This window comes from Symbiopectobacterium sp. (assembly GCF_051710365.1).
In the GTDB taxonomy this organism is placed as follows: Bacteria; Pseudomonadota; Gammaproteobacteria; order Enterobacterales; family Enterobacteriaceae; genus Symbiopectobacterium.
On sequence record NZ_JBPETA010000024.1, the window covers coordinates 1 to 18070 of the forward strand.

Below are 18070 nucleotides of genomic sequence, written 5' to 3' on the forward strand. Positions count from 1 at the left end.
AGTTCAGTATTGGTGACAGACCACCACAAGTATCCAACCTCAATTCTGTTCACAAGACCATCGTTGATGTTCTCGGCGAGCGATACCGTCGAATTTATTCTTAAAGTAGGTGCGGAATGACGGGTTACGGTTTTCATGCTTTTCCCTTACGTCATCTTTTGCCACACGGTCTGATAACGCGGCGTCAGGAATACGCCGCGTACCAACGTGTTTTAGGCGCTAAAGCCCATCACTTTTTTGATGCGTTCCAGAGGGAACTCTTTACCGGTCCAGAGCTTGAATTGCTCAGCCCCTTGCCACAGCAGCATGCCGTAGCCATCAATGGTCTTGCAGCCTGCATCCATGGCCATTTGCAGCAGCTTGGTGATGTGCGGGTTGTAAACGCATTCCGTGACCAGCAGTTCAGGGCGTAGCATGGCGATATCACTCACAACACATTGATCTTCGAGCGGCTTCATACCGACTTTGGTGCCGTTGGTCAGAATATCGGCGTGCGCAATGGCGTCGGCGAAGGCTTTCTGGTTCGCCAAATCACTGACGGTGCAATCGGTGTTGTCATTCACGCGTTTGGCGAAGGCGAGAGCCTGTTCGTAAAATTCATCTTTACGGTTGAACAGCTTGATCTCTTTGATGCCTTCAATCGCAGCCTGGGCACCAATTGCGGTTGATGCGCCACCCGAACCGACCAACACCATAGTTTTGCCCTGAAGGTCACGTATTCAATGAGTGTATTGCTACATAGTCTGGCATGCAAAAAAGGTGTTTAAAACCAGCCTGAATGCATGAAGAGAACATAGAGCATGAATACTATTTTTATTGCGGAGCAACACATTGAATACGTGACCCGTTTTGATGCGCCGCGCGATATTTGAAGCCAAAACGTGCGATAAATGACAAGCTACTTTTGTTTCCATCAGTGCAACGAAATTACACTGTTATTTTTCATCAGAGCCATTTTGGCGTGTTCAAGCATTCCGGTTAACTGGACAATATTTGTAGATGCTGGCCAATGAGACCCCATACAATAATGCCAACTGTTTTCTGCTATGACCATTCGCCAATAATTTTTGAGCTTCCTGCTGCTGTGCAAAAGATAGCGACTGTGGTCTGCCTCCAATACGCCCTCTGCTTCTTGCTGCGGCTAAACCAGCCTTGGTACGCTCAACAATCAGTTCCCGTTCCATCTGTGCCAACGCGCTCATCACATGAAAGAAAAAACGGCCTGCGGACGTAGAAGTATCAATGGCATCCGTCAAACTATGAAAATGAATACCTTCATCTTCAAGTTTGGATATTAAAGTAATCAAATGTTTAATGCTGCGACCCAGCCTGTCGAGCTTCCAGACCACCAGTGTATCGCCCGATTTCAGACACTTTAATGCACGTTTTAACCCAGGTCTCTGGTCTGTTTTTCCACTGATTTTATCCTCAAAAATCTGCTCACAATTTGCGCAAATCAAGGATTTTTGCTGTAAATCGGTGTTTTGGTCATTTTTTGACACCCTCATATAGCCAATTTTTGCCATTTTTAACCTTTTCTAAGACCCGGTAAGCCTTGTAAACGCTGATTTAGGTCAAAATTTTAGCTAAATTCTCGATGCTATAAAACCTTGGTTTAACGGAAACAGTGGATTGTGCAAAAAATGCACTTGATAAACGTACCGGCGGAACGGTCAAGGGCGACATTATTTCACAGGGCACCCACATCTCGCTGAAGGGGGATAACCGCAAGCATCTGGGTTTTCATAATCAGGATGGTAGCGTTCGCATGTGGCTCTACAAAGACAAAGGCGGTGATGGTGTTCGGCTAAACAACGGCAATGACGGCGGCGGCGATTATATTTTTCATAAAGATGGCGGTTTTCGTGCCCCTTCTTCCGTGTATGCCGGAGCCGCAAGGATAGCCCATGACGGCAATATCTACGGTAGCAAGTGGGGTAATCAATGGCTGGACGTTTACCTGAAAAAGACCTTCCAGCTCAAAGAGGCAGCAGGGCAGGCTTACACCAAGGAGGAATCAGACGCCCGGTATGTTCGGGATGTACAACGTGGTGCCATCAGCGAAATCTACACGCCAGAAAGTACATCCACTGATGCCCTGAAGGGGTGTGTCATGGTAGGGGTGACACTGAGTAGTAACGGCTCTTCGGGTACACATGTTTATCAGATTCGTTATTGCCCGTTGCAAATTAAAATCAATGGCGCATGGCGCACGATTTCTGACATTGCTGATTCAAAATGAGGTCACTATGGAATTAAAAAATGTCTCCCGCTACTCACCGGATAACATGCTCTATGGTCATGGTGTCCAGTATTTTAAGAGTGAAGAGGGGCAGGATTTTTATGAATCCCTGAACCTGTTCACCAAAAAACACAAACTCTGCATAGAACCCGATACCGGCATCATTCGTTCAATGGCTGAAGATGTCTCCACGCTTTACCCCGCCGGGTTTACCGTTGTTGATGTCGATGAACTGCCTGGTGGGGTGGATATCTCGGGTGGCTGGCTATTTGATGGTCAAAAAGTTGTTCCCCGCATCCCCACCCTCGGTGAACGTGTCGCGAAAGTGAAGCGTGAGAAAGCAGAGCTGATGCAGATAGCCTGCATCGCTATTGCCCCGTTGCAGGATGCAGTAGACCTAGACATGGCGACGGAGACCGAAAAATCGGCGTTGTTGGCGTGGAAAAAATATCGTGTGCTTCTGAATCGGCTAGATATCAGCAATGCTTCGGATATTGAGTGGCCAATACCACCTGATAAAGATAAATAAGGCGTAGCATTATGCCGCCCTCACGATATAGTTAAAAGCAATATTGCGAGGACGATTTTCGTTTGCAGTCGGTACTACACGAGAAGCATTAAAAGAAGACACAGCTCCCCAATCATCAGATTCACCACCATGAACGGCGGCATTGTGTTTTTTATCTATTTTGAATGCACCATCTGCCAAAACTGGAGGCGCGCCCCATCCTTGGCGTGCATATCCGATCCGACCCGTGATATTTCTAATGGCATCACCCTGAGCGCTCAATATATTACGTCCGGTATCTACCTTGCGCCCAGCATCCCAGCCCCGGATAAATTCCCCGCGTAAATCAGGGAGCTTACCTGAAGGATAAGCCAGCGCTAAAAGTGGACACTGTTTTTTATCAAAGCTCTCACCGTTACATATACGCCAACCCGCCGGCGGTTTTTCAGTGGGCCAGGGCAGAGGAACGCCGACGGGGATTTCGACACGTAATATTTCTGGCGTAATCGCATGGACATCTGTGGCGGTTAGTTGAACATCCTGAGTGAGGGGTTTACCGTTAACTTTACGGTGATTGGGTGTTGCATTTTTAGCCAGATTTATGGTTTCTAACAAACCAAGGTTTTTCAGGAATTGATTTTTGTCTGGGATGTCAGCCCCATTTTCATTTTTTGCCAGTTTCTGGCTTAACAGTTGCGTCACGCTTTCGGCAAATTTCGGGTTATTGCTGATCGCCTGTGCCAGCTTATTGAGCGTATCTAAATCGGATGGCGCATTGTCAACAATGGCATTGACCCGATCATTGACCAGTTTAGGCGTCGCGGCGGTAGTCTCATCCTGACTGTAGGTGGCATTACTCAGCTGCACAAACCCTTTCGCTGCCAATGTCGCATCCGGATGGTTGCGCGAATTGGCATGGGCCTCTAGGGCTGCCTGTGTGCCTTCCAGCTGCTGCTTTAGCCAGGCAGTGCGATTGGCCAGCTCCCTGGGCGGTCGGTTGGTGATGCCCTCCGGGCCACCCAATACCGGGTCTGAGGTCTCTATCTGGTAAATCCCGTCTTCCCATGCAGGGGATTCTTTTAAGTAACTCATCTTAGCTGCTCCCATGATTATAAACTCCGTCATACTGGGCGGTGTGGTTATAGCGTAACGGGACGGCGGTGTAATCAAGTGCCGCCAGCTCACAGCGTGCCGGGGCAAACGCCGCCAGCGTCTGGCGTAACAGCGCCGCCTGGTCATTGGTAATAATCTGTTTCAATACCACCCGGTAAAGCGCCCAGCGACATTCCGCGGGCCAGGCACGGGTCAGGGTTTCCCCCAACGCCGCTTCTCCTTCGCTCAGTTCGACTTCCCCAAAACCCAGACGGCGAATGACTTCACGTACCGACCAGGGGGTGCCTTTATAGCGATGCAGTTCAATGGCGTTTTTTAGCATCGCCCTCCGGGCATCATCGGACTCCGCCAGATGCCAGCCATTATCGCCGGTCAGCGACAGCTGTTCAGCCAGCCAGGGCAAGGCGCTGGTTTCGGTCATATCCATCAGGTAAACCAGCAGGGGCGTCAGGTCAAGCTGCTGTAATCGGCCCGCCAATATCGCCATCCACTGAAAGCGGCTATCCTCGGCTAATGGCGGAGGCAGTAAGGTCTCGCGGACGGGCGTATCGGGTGTGATATCAGTCATTGACCACCCCTACTAACGTCAGGTCGATGTTTTCACACCAGGGCCATTCGTTTTCTTTCACCACCTGCAGGGTCGGTTGTTTTAGCTCGACGCTGTAAACCCCGTTGACCGACAGGACGGCCTGTATCTGGCTGGGAACGATATCACGCCCCAGTTGTGCGGCCTGCCTGTCAACATAACGCCGGGCGGACTGCTTCACGGCGGCCATGACCTCGGCGCTATCGTAGCCAGCATAAACGCGGATAGCCGCTTCAATCCGGTAAGTCACCTTAACCGGCGAAGCCACCTTGACGGTATCCGTCAGCGGGCGCACTTTGTCGTCAGAACAGGCTCCATTAACCAGCGCCAGCAAGGTGTCGGATGGCAGGCCGGTTTTAATCAGCGGATAAAGCGCCACCGTACCCGGTACCGGGCGCATCACCGCCACATCGCGGATATCCTGATGAGCACTCATGGCATGAAAGAGGTACGCGTCGCGCGAACCGGCGTTGCTAAATGACGCGGGGGCCAGTCGGATACGCTCACGCAGATGCGCATCCTCTTCCGGGTCAGCGCCACCGGTACTGGGTTCAGTATTCGTCACGCTCAGGTCTGCATCGTTGATGCCGTCGAGCAAGGTGCTGATTTGCGCCGGTTGCCAGCCGTTGCCAAGTGTGCCGCGCTCGGTACAGGTGGCATTCACGCTGGCCGTGGTGTCGCTCAGGGTGACCGCCTCATCGGTGGCAAAAACAATACTGTCGCGGGCGCTGACGCGCGTGCCCGCCGGAATGACCAGTGGCGTGGCGGGAGGCTCTTCGAGCTGAAACCGTAGGCGGGTACGGGCTGCCGCAGCCGCCAGGCGGTATACACCGACCAGTTCACCCAGGTAGTCCAGCATCGGGGCGCGGGCAAAGGCCACCAGATTCTGCTCGGCGGTATCCTGGATCGCCAAGCGTACCAGTGCCTCACGGTAAGCCATCAGGTTAATCAGCAGCCGTTCATCCTGCGCCGGATAGAGCGTCTTGCCGCTGACTTTTTCATACCAGGCTATCATTTCAGCGGTCAGCGCCGCCGCATCGGTGTTGATAAATACCGGCTTCTTGTCCGTTAACGCCATGCGACCTCCGTCATCTGCGGTGTGCCGTCCGTTATCGGTTGCCAGCGTACCCGTAACCAGAGATGTTCGGCATCGACCCGCGGTTTAACCTCAAGGAGTTGTATTCGTGGCTCCCAGCGCCGCAGTGCGTCGACCGTCTCTCTGACGACATGGGGAATGGCCTGCTCGGTAGGCATATCCAGATAGCGGTACAGGTTGCTGCCAAAATCGGGCCGATGCAGGTCTGTACCACAGGGCGTACACAGAATGATACGCATGGACTGCGCAATATCGGCCAGCCCGGAAACACGTTCGCCGGGACGGTTCAGCGCGGGCTGCCAGTAAACGGACGTTGCATAATCATTTTTCATACCAGCAGCATGACACAGGCGGGCAACTGAGGGTATTAAAGTGCGTTAAAGCCTGCCAGCGCTTATATCGGCTTGCCGGTTGGCCTGCCCTCATGACCATTACTGTGCTGATGGTTCTCCAGCGACACCTTCCCGGCCTGGATATCCCCGCTGGCCTTGATATCGCCGTTAATGGTGACTGCCGCACCCCTGCCACCGGAGCCGCTCATACCGCCCAGGTAAGTGAGTTGCTTCTGCACGGTCAGGTTACCGGTCGTAAGGGTATCAGGTGAATCGAGTATGAGCTGTTGACTCGCTTTCACTGTCGCATTTTGCGTCTGGATAAGCACAGTGTCCTGGGTGGTCAGTATCAGGGTCTGGAGGGTGCCACCGACCGCCATCGCATGGGTTTTGCGGTCATACTCGACAAAGGTGCCATCGGCAAAGTCGACCCGGCGTTTGTCGCGTGACGCAATCGCCGGTCGGTCGACCTGTGAATAGACCGCGCCGAGCACCACACCATCATCGCCATAGGGGTCAAGTAACAGTTTGACCTGCTCGCCAATATCCGGTAGCCAGTAGTCCTTGTTATTCTGTGTGTTGCGCTGCAATACCTCAAGCCAGGCGGTACGCAGATTATCCAGCTCCGGCAGGCGAACACGTACCCGCACTGTTTTCTCATCCACCGCACTCACCGTGCCCGTGGTAAATTTGATACCGCTCATCGTTTTTTCTCCTGTGCAACGGGGGTTTCTGTTGCCACCACGCCAATACTGCCGTCGGCTTTTTTGCCGATGACCATAAGACTCTGTGGATTGCTGGCCTTGCCTTTTTTATGCGCATTGGCAATCGGCCCCTGACCTAACTCCAGCTCGCAGGTATAGCCGCTTTGTCGGTTAAGGTCATGCCGCACCGAGGTGACGAGCCACACTCCTGACAGGCGACCGAAGTCCGTCAGTTGCACCGTGATACCCGCTTTGAGCCGGGTCTGACCCGGCAAGCTGAGATTTGCCGTGCGCTGGTATTCATTATGTCGGTTAAGTCCGGCACACAGCTTGCTGACCGCTTCATCGCGGGTGCGCGCCCGGTTTTGCATGTGCAGCGTATCCGCACTGGTGGTTCGGCTTCCCTTGGCAGGGACAGTTTCCTCTGCCACCGTGCCGATGCTGCCATCGGCCAGCACCCCGACGGTGACCAGTTTCTTGGTGCGGGTGTCCTGATATTTAACCTTGCCTTGCTGATAAATGCGATTCAGTGTATCGCGCAGGCTAAAGCGGCTCACCGCTGACGGCGTCAGCGTCAACAGCGGCGGGGCTTGGCGCAATGTCGCGCGATGGGAAAACACCAGCGCCTTATCGGTCACCTTGACAATATAGCCATATTCACGCCCCAGTCGGGTGATAAACGCCAAATCGGTTTCGTTATACTGCGTCACCCTATCGAGCGCCAAAGGCGCAAGAGACCCTTCCAGCTGCAGATGATGTTTTTTGGCTATCCGGCTGGCGATAGCCCGCAGCGTGGTGGCTTCAAAGGCCCGGTTACTGCGGGTACGCAACGCGCGGGTCACCGGGGCCGATAGCCCCCGTAACCGTACGCTGTCCGGCGGGCTGGAAAATTCCAGCTCATCCAGCGAGAACGTCCCGCACGCCAGCAGCGGTTGACCGGCCAGACCTATCGCCAGCGTCAGGCTGTCGCCTTTACCTGGATACCAGGCCTCGCGCCAACGACCGTCACAGTCTTCCAGCTCGACTTCAATTTCATCCGATTCCCCGGCCAGCCGGTCGGTAAAGCTCACCGACAGCACATAAGGCGTCACTTCCCGCGAGATATCTTTCTGGTCGTAGTGCAGGGTAAAGGTAGGCGTATCTACCGGGGTTATCGTGTCAGACCGGGGGGTTAGCGCAGCCATGGTGGTGTGTTCTCCTCCGTGTCATCCGCTGCAATGACAGGGATAAGCAGCTGCACCCCTGCCGGGAGCGACGCAGTAATGGCCACCTGTGGGTTAGCCATAATGATGCGCCCATAGCCTAACGGGTCACCATAATAGTGATGCGCCAGGGTGTCCCAGCGTTCGCCTTCACGAGTAGTATGGATCATGACGGCAGGCGTATCAGCAGACATCATTATCCCCTCCGGCTAATAATACGGCTGGCTAGGCGACTGAGCGGTGCGGACTGATGCTGGTAAACCGTCACGGTATTGCCAACCAGACCGGCGACGGTATCGAGCGCACCGGGCAGCTGTTGACTCTCGCCCGGCGCAAGGCCGCGCAGCGTAGCCTGGGCATGGTCTATCATCGTGGCCGCCTCACCGCTCGCCCGCAGGAGCGGGATAGCGTCAGGTAAGGTGCCGGTTAACTGGCGTAGCCAGGGTTGCGATTGCGCCAGCGGCGCGGCCACATCACCCAGGCTGGTCAGTACGCCGGGTACGCGGGTCAGCGCGGCCACCGGATTACTTTTCATCTGTCGTGCGACCCGGATGACACTGGAGGCGGTCTGTAGCGCCGATTGCGCCTGCCGGGCAAAGCCCACCGCCTGACGCAGCGTCTGGCCCAGCCCCGAGGCAGGCAAGGCCGCCTGCCGGGTCTGATTCAGGTTCGGCAACCCGCCTTTGACGGCAGGGGGTCTGAGCGGCTTTTGCGGGTCGCCGGTATATTCGCGCAGCGTCACCTCAACCGACAGCGCCTGGGCACTGCCCTGCGCGCTGCAGAGCTGGGTACTCAGCGACAGGTCAGTAATAACAAACCAGCCCTTGTAATCGCCGTTACCCAGCACAAAGGCCAGCGCCTGATGGGCACGGCTCGCCGCCTGCAGCCGTTGCCACTCACGGGCAGGGTCACAGTAACGCTGATGAAGCACCAGGGTCAGATGGTACTCATCCAGTTTTGCCCCGGTAAACTGCAAGCCCGGCTTGTGGCCAATGCGTGCCTGCTCGGCAAAGTCATTGCCAAAGGTGCCGTCCAAAGCATCAAAGCTGGTACCCAGCTGAAAAGGGATATCCCCCAATACGGCAAACATTATTCCAGCCTCCGGCGTTGTTGTTGTTGCAGTACGCGCGCCAGCATCTGCTCCAGTTCACGCACACCGAGACTCAACGCCTGCTGCACCGCCGAACCGGGGGCTTGCGACCGACCATCCAGTACAATGTGAGGACTGAAATGCACCACGATACCGTCCTGGCCTGTCGTCCCATGCCCCATAGACCCCGCCCCGTTCGGCACCGAGGGGATGGGTGCGGGTCGCCAGCCAGGCAGACCCGGCAATGCCATTCCTGCACCAGCCTGCAACAACGCCGCCAGCCAGTCGGTAGTGGCACTGCGGGTTTTCGGGGTGGTGCGTCGAATACCGATAGCGGCACCTTCAACAATATTGTCCCCAAAATCCATAAAGACCCGTGAGGGGCTATTAATGCCCAGCGTCTCGCTAAACCAGCTTTTGATACGGCCGCCAAACTCGGTGATACTCTCTCTCGCCGCCGTCAGCTTGCTGCGAATACCGCTGACCAGTCCCTCAATCAGGTTGCGACCGAAATCGGTAAAATTGGCGGGTAACTCAATATTGAAATAGCGCATGACCCCCGCGAACGCCTTATAGAACAGCCCCACCGGCGACCAGTTGATAATCAGCGCCGCGACGCCACCGATACCGCCAGAAAACGCCTGTTTGATATCCGCCCAGCGGGCTTTGAACCAGGCGCTAATGGGCCCCCAGTAGCGATAAATCAGGAAAGCCCCCACAGCAATACCGGTGATCAGCAGCCCAATGGGGGTCAGCATCAGCGCCCGACCGATAAACAGCACAGCACGTCCGGCTATCATCAGGCCACGCACCAGTCCGCCGCCAAGCACCTTGCCCAGATGCAACGCGCCGCGTGAGAGTCGGCCCATAAGTTCGGCCAGACGGCGGATCCTGCTGCCCTGGCTAAAGGTGCTTTGCAATAACACCCATTGACTTCGCAGCGTTACAAAACCTTTCCACACAGACACGAAAGGGGTAGCCAGCAGGTTAAGTCCCATCCTTAAAATAAACAAAAAAGACTTAAAGGCGATCAGTCCCGTGACGACACCGGCTATCCCTGTCACTAATTGAGGATTGGCTTTTATCCATGATCCAAGCGCTGTGACGCAGGGCAGTATTTTATCTACCGCAGTAACAATAGCAGGCGTTAATTGTTCACCCAGCGTGATCCCCAGATCGCTACTGGCGATCATCAATTGCTTCATTTTCTCAATGGGCGATGCCAGGCGGTTGGAATAATCCCCCGCCAGCACGTCGGTGTTGGCGGCGTTGAGGGCTCCAGCACGGATGGTGCGGTACTTCTCCATATTGGCCAGCATGGGTCGTACAAACGCCATCACCTGCATATCAGCGAACAGCTCACCCAACCCAAAATTTTGCTGAAGGGCCAATAACGCCTTATCGCGAGCCTTATCGTCTTGCAGCGCCATTGCCGATTTAAATTGTGCCAGGGCTTGCGGACTTTTTTGCGCCAAATAGGTTTGCAGGGTATTCATCATCCCTTCAATCGGCGAAATGCCATACGCTTTTTGCTGCATTAACGACTTTTCAATATCGATATGCACATCGGCAAAGCGTTTTTTTGTTTCTGGGGCATACAGTTTTTCGAGAAAATTATTAAAATTGTTCGCCGCTTTATCTGAACTACCCGCCCCAATTTTTGCCACCTGTAAGGCGGCCACCATCTCCGCAACGGCCTCCTTACCCTGGGCTACATTCGCCATTTGTGGGGCTAAATCGGGTAACCACTTCACCTGGTCAGCAATTTCAAACGATCCCGCTTTGCCACCATAGGTCATAATGTTCTGTACGGCGGCGAAATCTGTGGCGGCGATGCCCAGCGACTGTTTGGTGGTAAAGGCGGCTTGCGCCCACAGCTCTGCTGGGGTTTTTGTGGCCGTGGCCGCGCGGGCAATACTTGGCAGGTAGGCGCGCAGATCATCCAAATCATCAATATTATTGCCAATCAGTGAGCTGCTTGCTGCCTGTAAATCGTCTTGAGTCTGATTGTACTGCAGGCTCCAGGCACGAATATCCTTGCCCAGTACGTCGCGGGTTTTTGTGTTAAAGCCCGCCGTGATCGCCATATCGATCATGTTGTCCTGGAAAGTCATGAACTGTTTTACTGACGGCTGAACGGCACCATAGGCAGCGCGTGCCATGCCATAGGTTTCCAGTCCCTGACCGTAGATGTTCATGCGATTATCACGCAAGGCGGTCGAGGTGGCTGTAGCGCGAGTCAGGCGTGCCTGCTGGCTTTCCAGTCGGGACAGGGTGTGACCAACCCGGGTCAGTTCACCGTTCAAGCGCCGGGCTGCATCCCCACCGAGGCTACCATATCGACTGACCGCCCGTGTCAGCGATGCCTGTCGCTGTTGTAATCGGGATGTTGCCGTACCCAGGCTTTCCAGTGTTCGCTGGGTGCTGCCCATCACACTGCGAAAAGCCCCTGAAAGGGTAGCAGAAACGACAACACCAATTGAAAAACTACTCGCCATAATGGTAAACTCAGTTCAGGTTAAATAGTAAGGCAACAACATGATTATACTCGCTTTCTTGCTGGGAGCCGCGGTAATAGGCAGTTACGGATGGTGCGTGGCCCAGCTTTATTTCTATTTTATGTCCACCGGCGGCGATATTTGGCTTAATCTTATCTTGACCCTGATGGGGGCCGCAGGGATTGGCCTGGTTTATTGTGTTGCGCTGTTTTTTCTTCAGCCGGTTATTTTCCTGTTAGCGGGCGTTTGTGAAGGATTATTCCAATTCATTCGCTGGATTACTCGCCGTATTCGCGCTTTATCTGTTCGCCCGCTTCCTTAAGGTAGCCCTCAAATTCCTCCACCGGCAGTCTGTCAATCTCACTGGGCTGCCAGCGAAACCACCTCGCCAGTAACGCCTCCGCCTTACGCAGTTGTCCCGGATACTGTATCCAGCCCCGCAAAGTCGCGAAATCGGCCATGCAATGCCTGGTAATCCGCCAAATCCATCTTGTCCAAATCTTCCGGTAACAACCCGGTCATGCTGGCAACCAGCAATTCATCCAAATCAGACGGATCCTGACTTTGCTTGCGTACCTGCTTCATGTCGCGCACGGTCAACCGCCGCACGGTGACCTGGGTCAGCATCTCGCCGTTGGCAAGCGGATAGGGAAAACGCAGGGGGTAAGTGTCGTGCATAATAAGCTCCTGGATTGAGAGGATTTCTTGACCCTGACAGTCTGGCATTCGGGTGGGCCGGGGGCTTTTAAACGCCATTAAGAAGACAGGGACGATAGCGCCCCCTGAAAACGGATGGCTCACTAACCACCAATATTGGCCCGGTAGTCAGCCAGCATATCCACCCCGCCGACGCGAAAAATATTCGCCATGTAGTCCAGCTCCAGTAATTCTTCGCCATCCAGCACCTGCTTGATATAGGTGCAGGTAAAGGCGCTGCTTAAATCCGGATCCTCATGCTGCTTGAAGGTGCCCAGCGGGTTCTTTTTGAACATCACCGTCATATAGGTCACCATCGGCACTTCATTGAACCGACCCTGGCTGGCAAACTGCTGAACACTGCAACGGCACTGCAGCTGGTAGGTGCTAAACGGGTTGGCGACCAGCCGGGCGACATCGGCGTAGAAACTGTTCCACTTGATTTCCCCCTCCAGTTTGTCAAAACCGTAGGGCAACTCTATCTTGCCCACCAGACCGAGCGCCTTGCGCTCCTGCATGATGGCCTGTATCTCCGGGCACTTCACCTCTTCGGCCCTGCCCAGCAGATTATTGCCATTAACGTAAATATTGGCATTGCTAATGGCGTTAAGCTGAATTTTACCGGTCATACGCATTCTCCTCGATAACATTAATGCCGCTGACAGCACAGGCCCGCGCATCGCCGCTGTTTTCTTTTATTAGACGCCCGCTTATCACCGCCACACAGTGGCGCTGACGTAATACTGGGCGTCCACCTCTCCTTATCATGACGCGCTTCCTTTCAGGTTAGCCAGAAACTCGGCGGTGATCTCGGTTTCATAGGTCAGCCTCTCCATCGGAGGGGGCGGGGTATAGGCGTAATTCAGCAACAGTTGCCCGGCGGCAGGAAGACCCTCTTCTTCATTACGCACTTTGTCATACCAACAGCGAAAGCCAAGCAATGCCCCATCGCCTATCAGCTTGCGTCCGTAAGCATTGACCGACTCGCACAGGGCATCAATCAATGCCGGATTGATGGGCCTGTCCATATACTGCAGACTGAAAAAACGCAGCGCCTCGTCGAGCATATCGCCCGTGCGTCGCACGTTTTCAAAGTTCTTCATATGGGTGACGGTCGGAAACGCCGCCGTGCGGTTGCCCCATAGCCGCAGACCGGTACCAAAACCGTTAAATACCGTCGTGATGCCGTTTTCATTGAGCTGGTTAACTTCACTTTGGGCATCCCCGAGCTTCGCCGACAGCGCCCGCTCCATGCCGACAATCCCGGCAATCTCCTGATTGGAGGACGACCACCAGAACCCTTTTTCCAGGTCGACTTTCGCCCGCAATCCCGCCGCGCGTTGCGAGAGCGGCTCCAGGCGATTTTTGTTGCTGGCCTTGTCATACACCAGGGCATGCGGGTAGCACAGGCGCACCCGCTCGGAGGCAGTATTGAAGTTGATGGTACCCGCCGACCCGCGACCGGCGATAGCCTGCGCAAAGGTGGTGCCAATCGGCGCATCCACATAGGCGATGGCCTTGAGCTTGTCGGCATAGGCCGCCAGCTCCGCCGTGACCGAGGTCTGGGTACAATAGACCGGCGCAATCAGAATTTTGGCGTCATAGCCCAGCAGATTATAAACATCATCCAGTACCTTGATGCCGCTACGCCGCCCGGCGGTATCGATACGGCCCAGAATATCGGCGGCGGTCACCTGCCCGGTATCCAGATGGTCGTAGCTGGCGATACAGGCTTCACCTGCCGGGATAGCGCCACTGATTTGCCGCGTTAGCGTCCCGCTCACCGGCTCAAGCTGGTAATCCGTCTCTCGCCGATACGTGGTTTTACTGTCGGCGCTTTTCAATACCAGGTGGCTGACATAGCCATAGCGCAGTCCGGCACGTTGATGCTGTGCATCAAATTTCAGGTCATTTTCATCCACATGCTGGGTGTGCCGTGTTGGATCCAGCACGTTGATAACCACCACGGTACCTGCCCCATGATCGTAAATCGCCCGCAGCGCCTGCGGTATGGTAAAACCGTCGATTTCCGGGCCAAACTGGGCAGCGTCTTTTTCTGACAGGCATTGTATCGGTTGATTCACCGCGCCCGTCGGGGCGGTGCCTATCAGTCCTATCACCGATGATTTGACGGCGCGTACCGGACGGGGGCCGCGCTCAACCTCAATGGTTTCCGGGCCGTGTAAATAGTTAGCACTCATGTTTTTTCTCCCTCCGTGCTCGGGCTGTCTGTTTTCTGCTTGCCCGCCTTCTCTGTCGGCGAGGGGGTAGCAGCAGGCCGGGATGTCACCGGACGCGCCGCCGGTTCAATGTAGACTGGTTGCGCATCCAGGCGCGTCAGATAGCCGAGACACACCAGTGTCTGGGTGTACTCATGATCTTCCGGCATTTTCACTTCCCGCCCTGGCCAGAGCAGGACTTCCTGCAGCACCTCGCCGGTACGCAGGGTGACGCCACTGGGTGGGCCGTCATAACGAAACAGGGCCATCTTTATTGCTCCTCACGGTTTACCTGGGTTAACAGGGGATTGTCTTCGGGGCTGTCGTTCTGGATAAAGACCGTCACGGTCTCAACAGTGAGCGCGTACTGCCACAGCCCCTCGGTCTGCCCCAAAAAGACCTCCTCGACCAGCCAGATATCACGCTGGCAGTCGGGTGGACGCCAGCCGCCCAGACACTGGCGCACCTGGTCAAGTACCGCCACCGCGCCGCCTTTGCCATTAAGCTGCTTCACCACCACCGTGGCGGTCAGTCTGACGGTCTGCGGCTGAATAACCCCCCCGATATCCTGCGTCTGGCCAAAGCGGGATTTGCCGTAGCTGACCAGCACCGCCCCACGCGAATGATTCAGGCGAAACTGCTCAGGCCGTTCGGGGAAAAAATCCACATGCAGCCCTGGCAGCTGAAGGCGCAGTCGCTCAACCACCGCGCTCAGCAGGGTGCAGGTATCCATCAGTAGCGCTCCAACAGGCCATCAGGGCCACCGAACTGCCGCTCCCGGCTGCGGACACGGTATTCCCCCGGCTCGGGCATATCCTTCTGTGTCGCCTGAATGCCCAGCGTCAGCTTGCCGTCGCGCAACGCCACCAGGGTTTTCTCGGTGGCGCGATAGCTTTCCTTCACCGCGTCCGGCAGGTCACCCTCCGGGCGGCGGCGATAGAGGGCATGACACACCAGATTCAGCGCCAAATCCTTCAGGACAGTGGGTACCTGCGTCAGCGGCAGGGTATAGCGCCCGCGCAGATGCGCATCAATCAGCTCGACCGCATACCGGATAGCCTCACTGACCACGGCCTCATTCACCACGTCCGGTAGCGCCTGGCCAATCGCCATGCTCACCCCGTCCTGCGTCAGCTCAATCAGCGTCTGGCGGGGAATCACCGCCGCCACATCATCGGGTGTGCAGTAATCCATCAGATACCTCGCACCATGCGGATAAGCTGGCCTTCGGCAGTGGCACTATCGAGTGCAACCCCGACCGTGGAGACGGGCAACGCCCCCTTGTCCAGTGGACTTTCAGGGATAACACGCCCCTCGGTATCGGCTTTCACATATTCACCGGCACTGACTGCGCCCCCGGCTTCCACTACCATAATGCCTATCACGTTAACCGGGACGGCATCGCCGGTTTTACCGTTTACCGCTGCCACGCCCAGCTCTGCACCGCTGCCTTTAAACACCTTGCCGGAGATGCCGACCAGTCGATGCTGGATTAACGCCTCGGCGGCCATCATTGTGGTGGTCAGCACCACCTGTTGGGTCACCATGACTCAGGCTCCTTTTACGTTGGTGATAAGATAACCGGCATCACTGCCTACCACTGCCACCTTGTAGATATCGGTGTAACGCACGTTCACCACCTTGCCACCGGCACTGTCGAACCTGTCGACCCTCGGCATGCCCTGACGGCGGAAGGTGTAACCAAATGACGGCTCGTGCTCATCGGCGCTATCGCTACCGGCCTGCGGCCCGGACACGTAATGCAGCATCACATTGTCTGCCCACAAATCCGAGACCGTCTTGCCATCCTGGGAGAGGGCGCGCGGCTGGCCAATCAGCACACTGTCGACCTGGAACAGGTCTTTAAGTATCTCTTCCGTGATGCGTTTACGTTCATTAGCCCCGATGGCGGCCTGCAGCGCGGGATGAAAGCGCAGCAGCGCCATCACCGACGCACCGAGCGTTATCACATTCGGTCGCAGGCCAATGTTGTTGCGCACCACCTCCATACCAGCCTCAATATCCTTGAGGGGATCACTGTCCTTGGCCCCCCAGCCTGTGGCGGCGGTGAGTTTTTTGACGGCTTCTTTCGGATAAATCTTGCTGTCCTGCGCCAGCTCGGCCACATACCGCTCACGGCGCAGGGCTATCCCCTGGGTGGCACGTTTCGCCGCCTTGGCTTCCTCATTGAACATCGACTCCGCCTGTTCGCGGTGATCCACCGGCGCGGCCAAATCATGTTCATCCAGCACGATATCCATCGCGTCCTGTTTTTCGCGGATCATGATATTGCTGTCGGCACCGACGGCGCGTTGCGTTTCATACACCGCAAACAGCCCCTTGCCGAAGGTGGGCACTTTCGCCCCTTCCTTTTCCATCATCACCATCGGGAACAGCTGCTCACCGATAAACGCGGCATTTTTATAGCCACGGGCGACGGTGGTAAGTACCGGGTCAGCGATACGCTTCCCCTTGAGATAATCAGACATACTCTCTCCTTACAGGCAGCGTTTGACCGCCGCTTCATAGCTGATGTTTTCAGACGTCGCCAGGGTCTGCGCTTTCTGGTGCAGGGCCAGCGCGATCGGGTCAGCATCGGCAAATTCCACCGACTGCCCTGACGGGGTACCACGTGCCTTGGTCGCCACCTCGCTGAAACAAACCAGCGGCGGGGAGGTTTTCAGCACGTGTCGGAACGCCTCGCCCAGTGGCTGGGTGAGGCTACCTTCGCTGAAGGCCACCGGCGAGTCGCCGCATTCAACCGCATCCAGCAACGCCACCACCACATTTTTGGCGGCAGGGGCCAGACGCCCTTCGCTGACCAGACTGTCGGCAAAGGCGGCATTCATTTCATGGCGCTGACGTTGTTCGGCCTGACTGTCGGCCTGACGACGTGCCTCAAGCTGACGCTTCAGGTCAGCATTCTCCTGCGCCAGGCGCAGGGTTTCTTTCTCATCCACGGTGTTGTCCTCGATAGTAGGGGGAATTGATGGTGTAGGGGATGCCGGGGCGGCGGGTGTGTTTTCAGTGAAAGCCGGACGCACGCTGTCGCTTTCCTGGACTGCGTCGCGCAGCGCGTCGATTTGCCACGCAGGGAGCACCGCTTCGGTCGCTTCACGGCCAAATTTCTCAATCAAAAAGTCACGCAGCCGGGCGAACAGTGACGCACTGGTTGTACTGTTCCAGTCGGCAAACTCGACCACGCCTTCTTCCGCTTCACTGAACGCGGCTGGCTTGAGGCCCTTAATCGCGGGCGGCTGTGCGCCGAGAAAGCCGATATGGCGCAAATACCAGTTACCGGGCTTCGGGTTGCCGGGCGCATCGGGGGAGTAAAAACAGGCAGAAATATTCTTATAGCGTTTTTGCGCCACCAGTTCGGCAAAGGCCGGGTCGACGTCCTGGGGTTCAGCCAGCACATCAGTCCCCTGTGCCACCAGGCTTTTTACCCAGCCGTAGGCAGGCGCATCGAGCGCAGGATGCCCGATCACGATAGGCGCATCATACAGCGCCGGATCGTAAGCCTGCACCATCGCCGCGACCGCCGCTTCGCTAAACTGGATCCGGTTGCCGTGCATATCGGTATGCGTACCGGTTTTGAAAATATGGAGTGTGCTCATGTCCCCTCCGGTCAATAGACAGGGGGACAGTGTGGCGTGTGAAAACAGGGCAGGCTTTTAAAGGGGTTTAAGAATGTACGGATAACGGCGGGTCACCCACATCATGCCGTTAAAAGGCGACGAGCGTCAATGCAGGCGATAAAAAGGGCGCAGGAAAGCCTTTATAA

General features: G+C 55.7%; 22 protein-coding genes and 1 pseudogene. 3 read left to right on the forward strand and 20 right to left on the reverse strand.

Annotated elements, in window-relative coordinates; genetic code table 11:
- Nucleotides 1-212 precede the first annotated feature (212 nt).
- A pseudogene (locus tag ACTBDZ_RS03755) lies at nucleotides 213-713 on the reverse strand (quinate/shikimate dehydrogenase); the annotation flags it as partial.
- Nucleotides 714-965: 252 nt separating this feature from the next.
- On the reverse strand, nucleotides 966-1526 hold the full coding sequence (locus ACTBDZ_RS03760) for a recombinase family protein (RefSeq protein WP_438814299.1): 561 nt from the start codon (nucleotides 1524-1526) through the stop codon (nucleotides 966-968).
- Between the two features lie 101 nt (nucleotides 1527-1627).
- Between ACTBDZ_RS03760 and ACTBDZ_RS03765 the strand changes: the two genes are divergently transcribed.
- Both ACTBDZ_RS03765 and ACTBDZ_RS03770 read left to right on the forward strand, forming a co-directional pair.
- Nucleotides 1628-2242, forward strand: a complete 615-nt coding sequence (locus ACTBDZ_RS03765; RefSeq protein ID WP_438814300.1) for a tail fiber protein — start codon at nucleotides 1628-1630, stop codon at nucleotides 2240-2242.
- A 7-nt stretch (nucleotides 2243-2249) separates the two neighbouring features.
- Nucleotides 2250-2771, forward strand: a complete 522-nt coding sequence (locus ACTBDZ_RS03770; protein WP_438814301.1) for a tail fiber assembly protein — start codon at nucleotides 2250-2252, stop codon at nucleotides 2769-2771.
- A gap of 9 nt (nucleotides 2772-2780) precedes the next feature.
- Here the strand turns inward: ACTBDZ_RS03770 and ACTBDZ_RS03775 are convergent, their stop codons facing one another.
- The 9 genes from ACTBDZ_RS03775 to ACTBDZ_RS03815 all read right to left on the reverse strand — a co-directional run bounded on the left by ACTBDZ_RS03775 (nucleotide 2781) and on the right by ACTBDZ_RS03815 (nucleotide 11371).
- A complete protein-coding gene (locus ACTBDZ_RS03775) occupies nucleotides 2781-3857 on the reverse strand; it encodes a tail fiber protein (protein WP_438814302.1) in 1077 nt (358 codons plus the stop codon).
- Complete coding sequence (locus tag ACTBDZ_RS03780; protein WP_438814303.1) at nucleotides 3844-4431, reverse strand: phage tail protein I; 588 nt, start codon at nucleotides 4429-4431, stop codon at nucleotides 3844-3846. Before ACTBDZ_RS03780 ends, ACTBDZ_RS03775 begins: the two co-directional genes overlap by 14 nt.
- Entirely contained in the window at nucleotides 4424-5527 is a 1104-nt protein-coding gene (locus ACTBDZ_RS03785; RefSeq protein ID WP_438814304.1) for a baseplate assembly protein, read from the reverse strand. Before ACTBDZ_RS03785 ends, ACTBDZ_RS03780 begins: the two co-directional genes overlap by 8 nt.
- A complete protein-coding gene (locus ACTBDZ_RS03790; protein ID WP_026823596.1) occupies nucleotides 5518-5877 on the reverse strand; it encodes a GPW/gp25 family protein in 360 nt (119 codons plus the stop codon). Before ACTBDZ_RS03790 ends, ACTBDZ_RS03785 begins: the two co-directional genes overlap by 10 nt.
- Before the next feature lie 62 nt (nucleotides 5878-5939).
- Nucleotides 5940-6581: a phage baseplate assembly protein V gene (locus tag ACTBDZ_RS03795; RefSeq protein ID WP_438814305.1), complete on the reverse strand. Its 642-nt coding sequence runs from the start codon at nucleotides 6579-6581 to the stop codon at nucleotides 5940-5942.
- Nucleotides 6578-7765: a phage late control D family protein gene (locus tag ACTBDZ_RS03800; protein WP_438814306.1), complete on the reverse strand. Its 1188-nt coding sequence runs from the start codon at nucleotides 7763-7765 to the stop codon at nucleotides 6578-6580. The genes ACTBDZ_RS03795 and ACTBDZ_RS03800 overlap by 4 nt, the downstream gene beginning before the upstream one ends.
- Nucleotides 7753-7980: a tail protein X gene (locus ACTBDZ_RS03805; protein ID WP_016858308.1), complete on the reverse strand. Its 228-nt coding sequence runs from the start codon at nucleotides 7978-7980 to the stop codon at nucleotides 7753-7755. The genes ACTBDZ_RS03800 and ACTBDZ_RS03805 overlap by 13 nt, the downstream gene beginning before the upstream one ends.
- Nucleotides 7980-8873, reverse strand: a complete 894-nt coding sequence (locus ACTBDZ_RS03810) for a phage tail protein (RefSeq protein WP_438814307.1) — start codon at nucleotides 8871-8873, stop codon at nucleotides 7980-7982. Before ACTBDZ_RS03810 ends, ACTBDZ_RS03805 begins: the two co-directional genes overlap by 1 nt.
- Nucleotides 8873-11371, reverse strand: a complete 2499-nt coding sequence (locus ACTBDZ_RS03815; protein WP_438814308.1) for a phage tail tape measure protein — start codon at nucleotides 11369-11371, stop codon at nucleotides 8873-8875. Before ACTBDZ_RS03815 ends, ACTBDZ_RS03810 begins: the two co-directional genes overlap by 1 nt.
- A gap of 40 nt (nucleotides 11372-11411) precedes the next feature.
- On the opposite strand from ACTBDZ_RS03815, the gene ACTBDZ_RS03820 reads away from it, so the two are divergent.
- Complete coding sequence (locus ACTBDZ_RS03820; RefSeq protein WP_280624592.1) at nucleotides 11412-11693, forward strand: hypothetical protein; 282 nt, start codon at nucleotides 11412-11414, stop codon at nucleotides 11691-11693.
- Between the two features lie 83 nt (nucleotides 11694-11776).
- Here the strand turns inward: ACTBDZ_RS03820 and ACTBDZ_RS03825 are convergent, their stop codons facing one another.
- The 9 genes from ACTBDZ_RS03825 to ACTBDZ_RS03865 all read right to left on the reverse strand — a co-directional run bounded on the left by ACTBDZ_RS03825 (nucleotide 11777) and on the right by ACTBDZ_RS03865 (nucleotide 17903).
- A complete protein-coding gene (locus tag ACTBDZ_RS03825) occupies nucleotides 11777-12049 on the reverse strand; it encodes a phage tail assembly protein (RefSeq protein ID WP_406705424.1) in 273 nt (90 codons plus the stop codon).
- A gap of 122 nt (nucleotides 12050-12171) precedes the next feature.
- Nucleotides 12172-12696 (reverse strand): phage major tail tube protein, encoded by a 525-nt coding sequence (locus tag ACTBDZ_RS03830; protein WP_310513450.1) that lies wholly within the window; start codon nucleotides 12694-12696, stop codon nucleotides 12172-12174.
- A 135-nt stretch (nucleotides 12697-12831) separates the two neighbouring features.
- Nucleotides 12832-14268: a phage tail sheath subtilisin-like domain-containing protein gene (locus ACTBDZ_RS03835; protein WP_438814309.1), complete on the reverse strand. Its 1437-nt coding sequence runs from the start codon at nucleotides 14266-14268 to the stop codon at nucleotides 12832-12834.
- The gene (locus ACTBDZ_RS03840; RefSeq protein WP_438814310.1) at nucleotides 14265-14555 is read right to left on the reverse strand and encodes a hypothetical protein; all 291 of its coding nucleotides are present in this window, start codon (nucleotides 14553-14555) and stop codon (nucleotides 14265-14267) included. The genes ACTBDZ_RS03835 and ACTBDZ_RS03840 overlap by 4 nt, the downstream gene beginning before the upstream one ends.
- Nucleotides 14556-14557: 2 nt before the next feature.
- Nucleotides 14558-15019: a Gp37 family protein gene (locus ACTBDZ_RS03845; protein WP_438814311.1), complete on the reverse strand. Its 462-nt coding sequence runs from the start codon at nucleotides 15017-15019 to the stop codon at nucleotides 14558-14560.
- A complete protein-coding gene (locus ACTBDZ_RS03850; RefSeq protein ID WP_438814312.1) occupies nucleotides 15019-15480 on the reverse strand; it encodes a gp436 family protein in 462 nt (153 codons plus the stop codon). The genes ACTBDZ_RS03845 and ACTBDZ_RS03850 overlap by 1 nt, the downstream gene beginning before the upstream one ends.
- Nucleotides 15480-15833 (reverse strand): capsid cement protein, encoded by a 354-nt coding sequence (locus tag ACTBDZ_RS03855; protein WP_438814313.1) that lies wholly within the window; start codon nucleotides 15831-15833, stop codon nucleotides 15480-15482. Before ACTBDZ_RS03855 ends, ACTBDZ_RS03850 begins: the two co-directional genes overlap by 1 nt.
- A 3-nt stretch (nucleotides 15834-15836) precedes the next feature.
- The gene (locus tag ACTBDZ_RS03860; protein WP_406934556.1) at nucleotides 15837-16775 is read right to left on the reverse strand and encodes a hypothetical protein; all 939 of its coding nucleotides are present in this window, start codon (nucleotides 16773-16775) and stop codon (nucleotides 15837-15839) included.
- A gap of 9 nt (nucleotides 16776-16784) precedes the next feature.
- Nucleotides 16785-17903: a peptidase gene (locus ACTBDZ_RS03865; RefSeq protein ID WP_438814314.1), complete on the reverse strand. Its 1119-nt coding sequence runs from the start codon at nucleotides 17901-17903 to the stop codon at nucleotides 16785-16787.
- Between the last annotated feature and the right edge of the window lie 167 nt (nucleotides 17904-18070).

What these genes read in the sequence shown, in the direction of transcription:
- ACTBDZ_RS03760 (WP_438814299.1), bottom strand. Translation starts at nt 1,526, where the DNA reads ATGGCAAAAATTGGCTATATGAGGGTGTCAAAAAATGACCAAAACACC.
- ACTBDZ_RS03770 (WP_438814301.1), top strand. Translation starts at nt 2,250, where the DNA reads ATGGAATTAAAAAATGTCTCCCGCTACTCACCGGATAACATGCTCTAT.
- ACTBDZ_RS03775 (WP_438814302.1), bottom strand. Translation starts at nt 3,857, where the DNA reads ATGGGAGCAGCTAAGATGAGTTACTTAAAAGAATCCCCTGCATGGGAA.
- ACTBDZ_RS03780 (WP_438814303.1), bottom strand. Translation starts at nt 4,431, where the DNA reads ATGACTGATATCACACCCGATACGCCCGTCCGCGAGACCTTACTGCCT.
- ACTBDZ_RS03785 (WP_438814304.1), bottom strand. Translation starts at nt 5,527, where the DNA reads ATGGCGTTAACGGACAAGAAGCCGGTATTTATCAACACCGATGCGGCG.
- ACTBDZ_RS03790 (WP_026823596.1), bottom strand. Translation starts at nt 5,877, where the DNA reads ATGAAAAATGATTATGCAACGTCCGTTTACTGGCAGCCCGCGCTGAAC.
- ACTBDZ_RS03795 (WP_438814305.1), bottom strand. Translation starts at nt 6,581, where the DNA reads ATGAGCGGTATCAAATTTACCACGGGCACGGTGAGTGCGGTGGATGAG.
- ACTBDZ_RS03800 (WP_438814306.1), bottom strand. Translation starts at nt 7,765, where the DNA reads ATGGCTGCGCTAACCCCCCGGTCTGACACGATAACCCCGGTAGATACG.
- ACTBDZ_RS03805 (WP_016858308.1), bottom strand. Translation starts at nt 7,980, where the DNA reads ATGATGTCTGCTGATACGCCTGCCGTCATGATCCATACTACTCGTGAA.
- ACTBDZ_RS03810 (WP_438814307.1), bottom strand. Translation starts at nt 8,873, where the DNA reads ATGTTTGCCGTATTGGGGGATATCCCTTTTCAGCTGGGTACCAGCTTT.
- ACTBDZ_RS03815 (WP_438814308.1), bottom strand. Translation starts at nt 11,371, where the DNA reads ATGGCGAGTAGTTTTTCAATTGGTGTTGTCGTTTCTGCTACCCTTTCA.
- ACTBDZ_RS03820 (WP_280624592.1), top strand. Translation starts at nt 11,412, where the DNA reads ATGATTATACTCGCTTTCTTGCTGGGAGCCGCGGTAATAGGCAGTTAC.
- ACTBDZ_RS03825 (WP_406705424.1), bottom strand. Translation starts at nt 12,049, where the DNA reads ATGCACGACACTTACCCCCTGCGTTTTCCCTATCCGCTTGCCAACGGC.
- ACTBDZ_RS03830 (WP_310513450.1), bottom strand. Translation starts at nt 12,696, where the DNA reads ATGACCGGTAAAATTCAGCTTAACGCCATTAGCAATGCCAATATTTAC.
- ACTBDZ_RS03835 (WP_438814309.1), bottom strand. Translation starts at nt 14,268, where the DNA reads ATGAGTGCTAACTATTTACACGGCCCGGAAACCATTGAGGTTGAGCGC.
- ACTBDZ_RS03840 (WP_438814310.1), bottom strand. Translation starts at nt 14,555, where the DNA reads ATGGCCCTGTTTCGTTATGACGGCCCACCCAGTGGCGTCACCCTGCGT.
- ACTBDZ_RS03845 (WP_438814311.1), bottom strand. Translation starts at nt 15,019, where the DNA reads ATGGATACCTGCACCCTGCTGAGCGCGGTGGTTGAGCGACTGCGCCTT.
- ACTBDZ_RS03850 (WP_438814312.1), bottom strand. Translation starts at nt 15,480, where the DNA reads ATGGATTACTGCACACCCGATGATGTGGCGGCGGTGATTCCCCGCCAG.
- ACTBDZ_RS03855 (WP_438814313.1), bottom strand. Translation starts at nt 15,833, where the DNA reads ATGGTGACCCAACAGGTGGTGCTGACCACCACAATGATGGCCGCCGAG.
- ACTBDZ_RS03860 (WP_406934556.1), bottom strand. Translation starts at nt 16,775, where the DNA reads ATGTCTGATTATCTCAAGGGGAAGCGTATCGCTGACCCGGTACTTACC.
- ACTBDZ_RS03865 (WP_438814314.1), bottom strand. Translation starts at nt 17,903, where the DNA reads ATGAGCACACTCCATATTTTCAAAACCGGTACGCATACCGATATGCAC.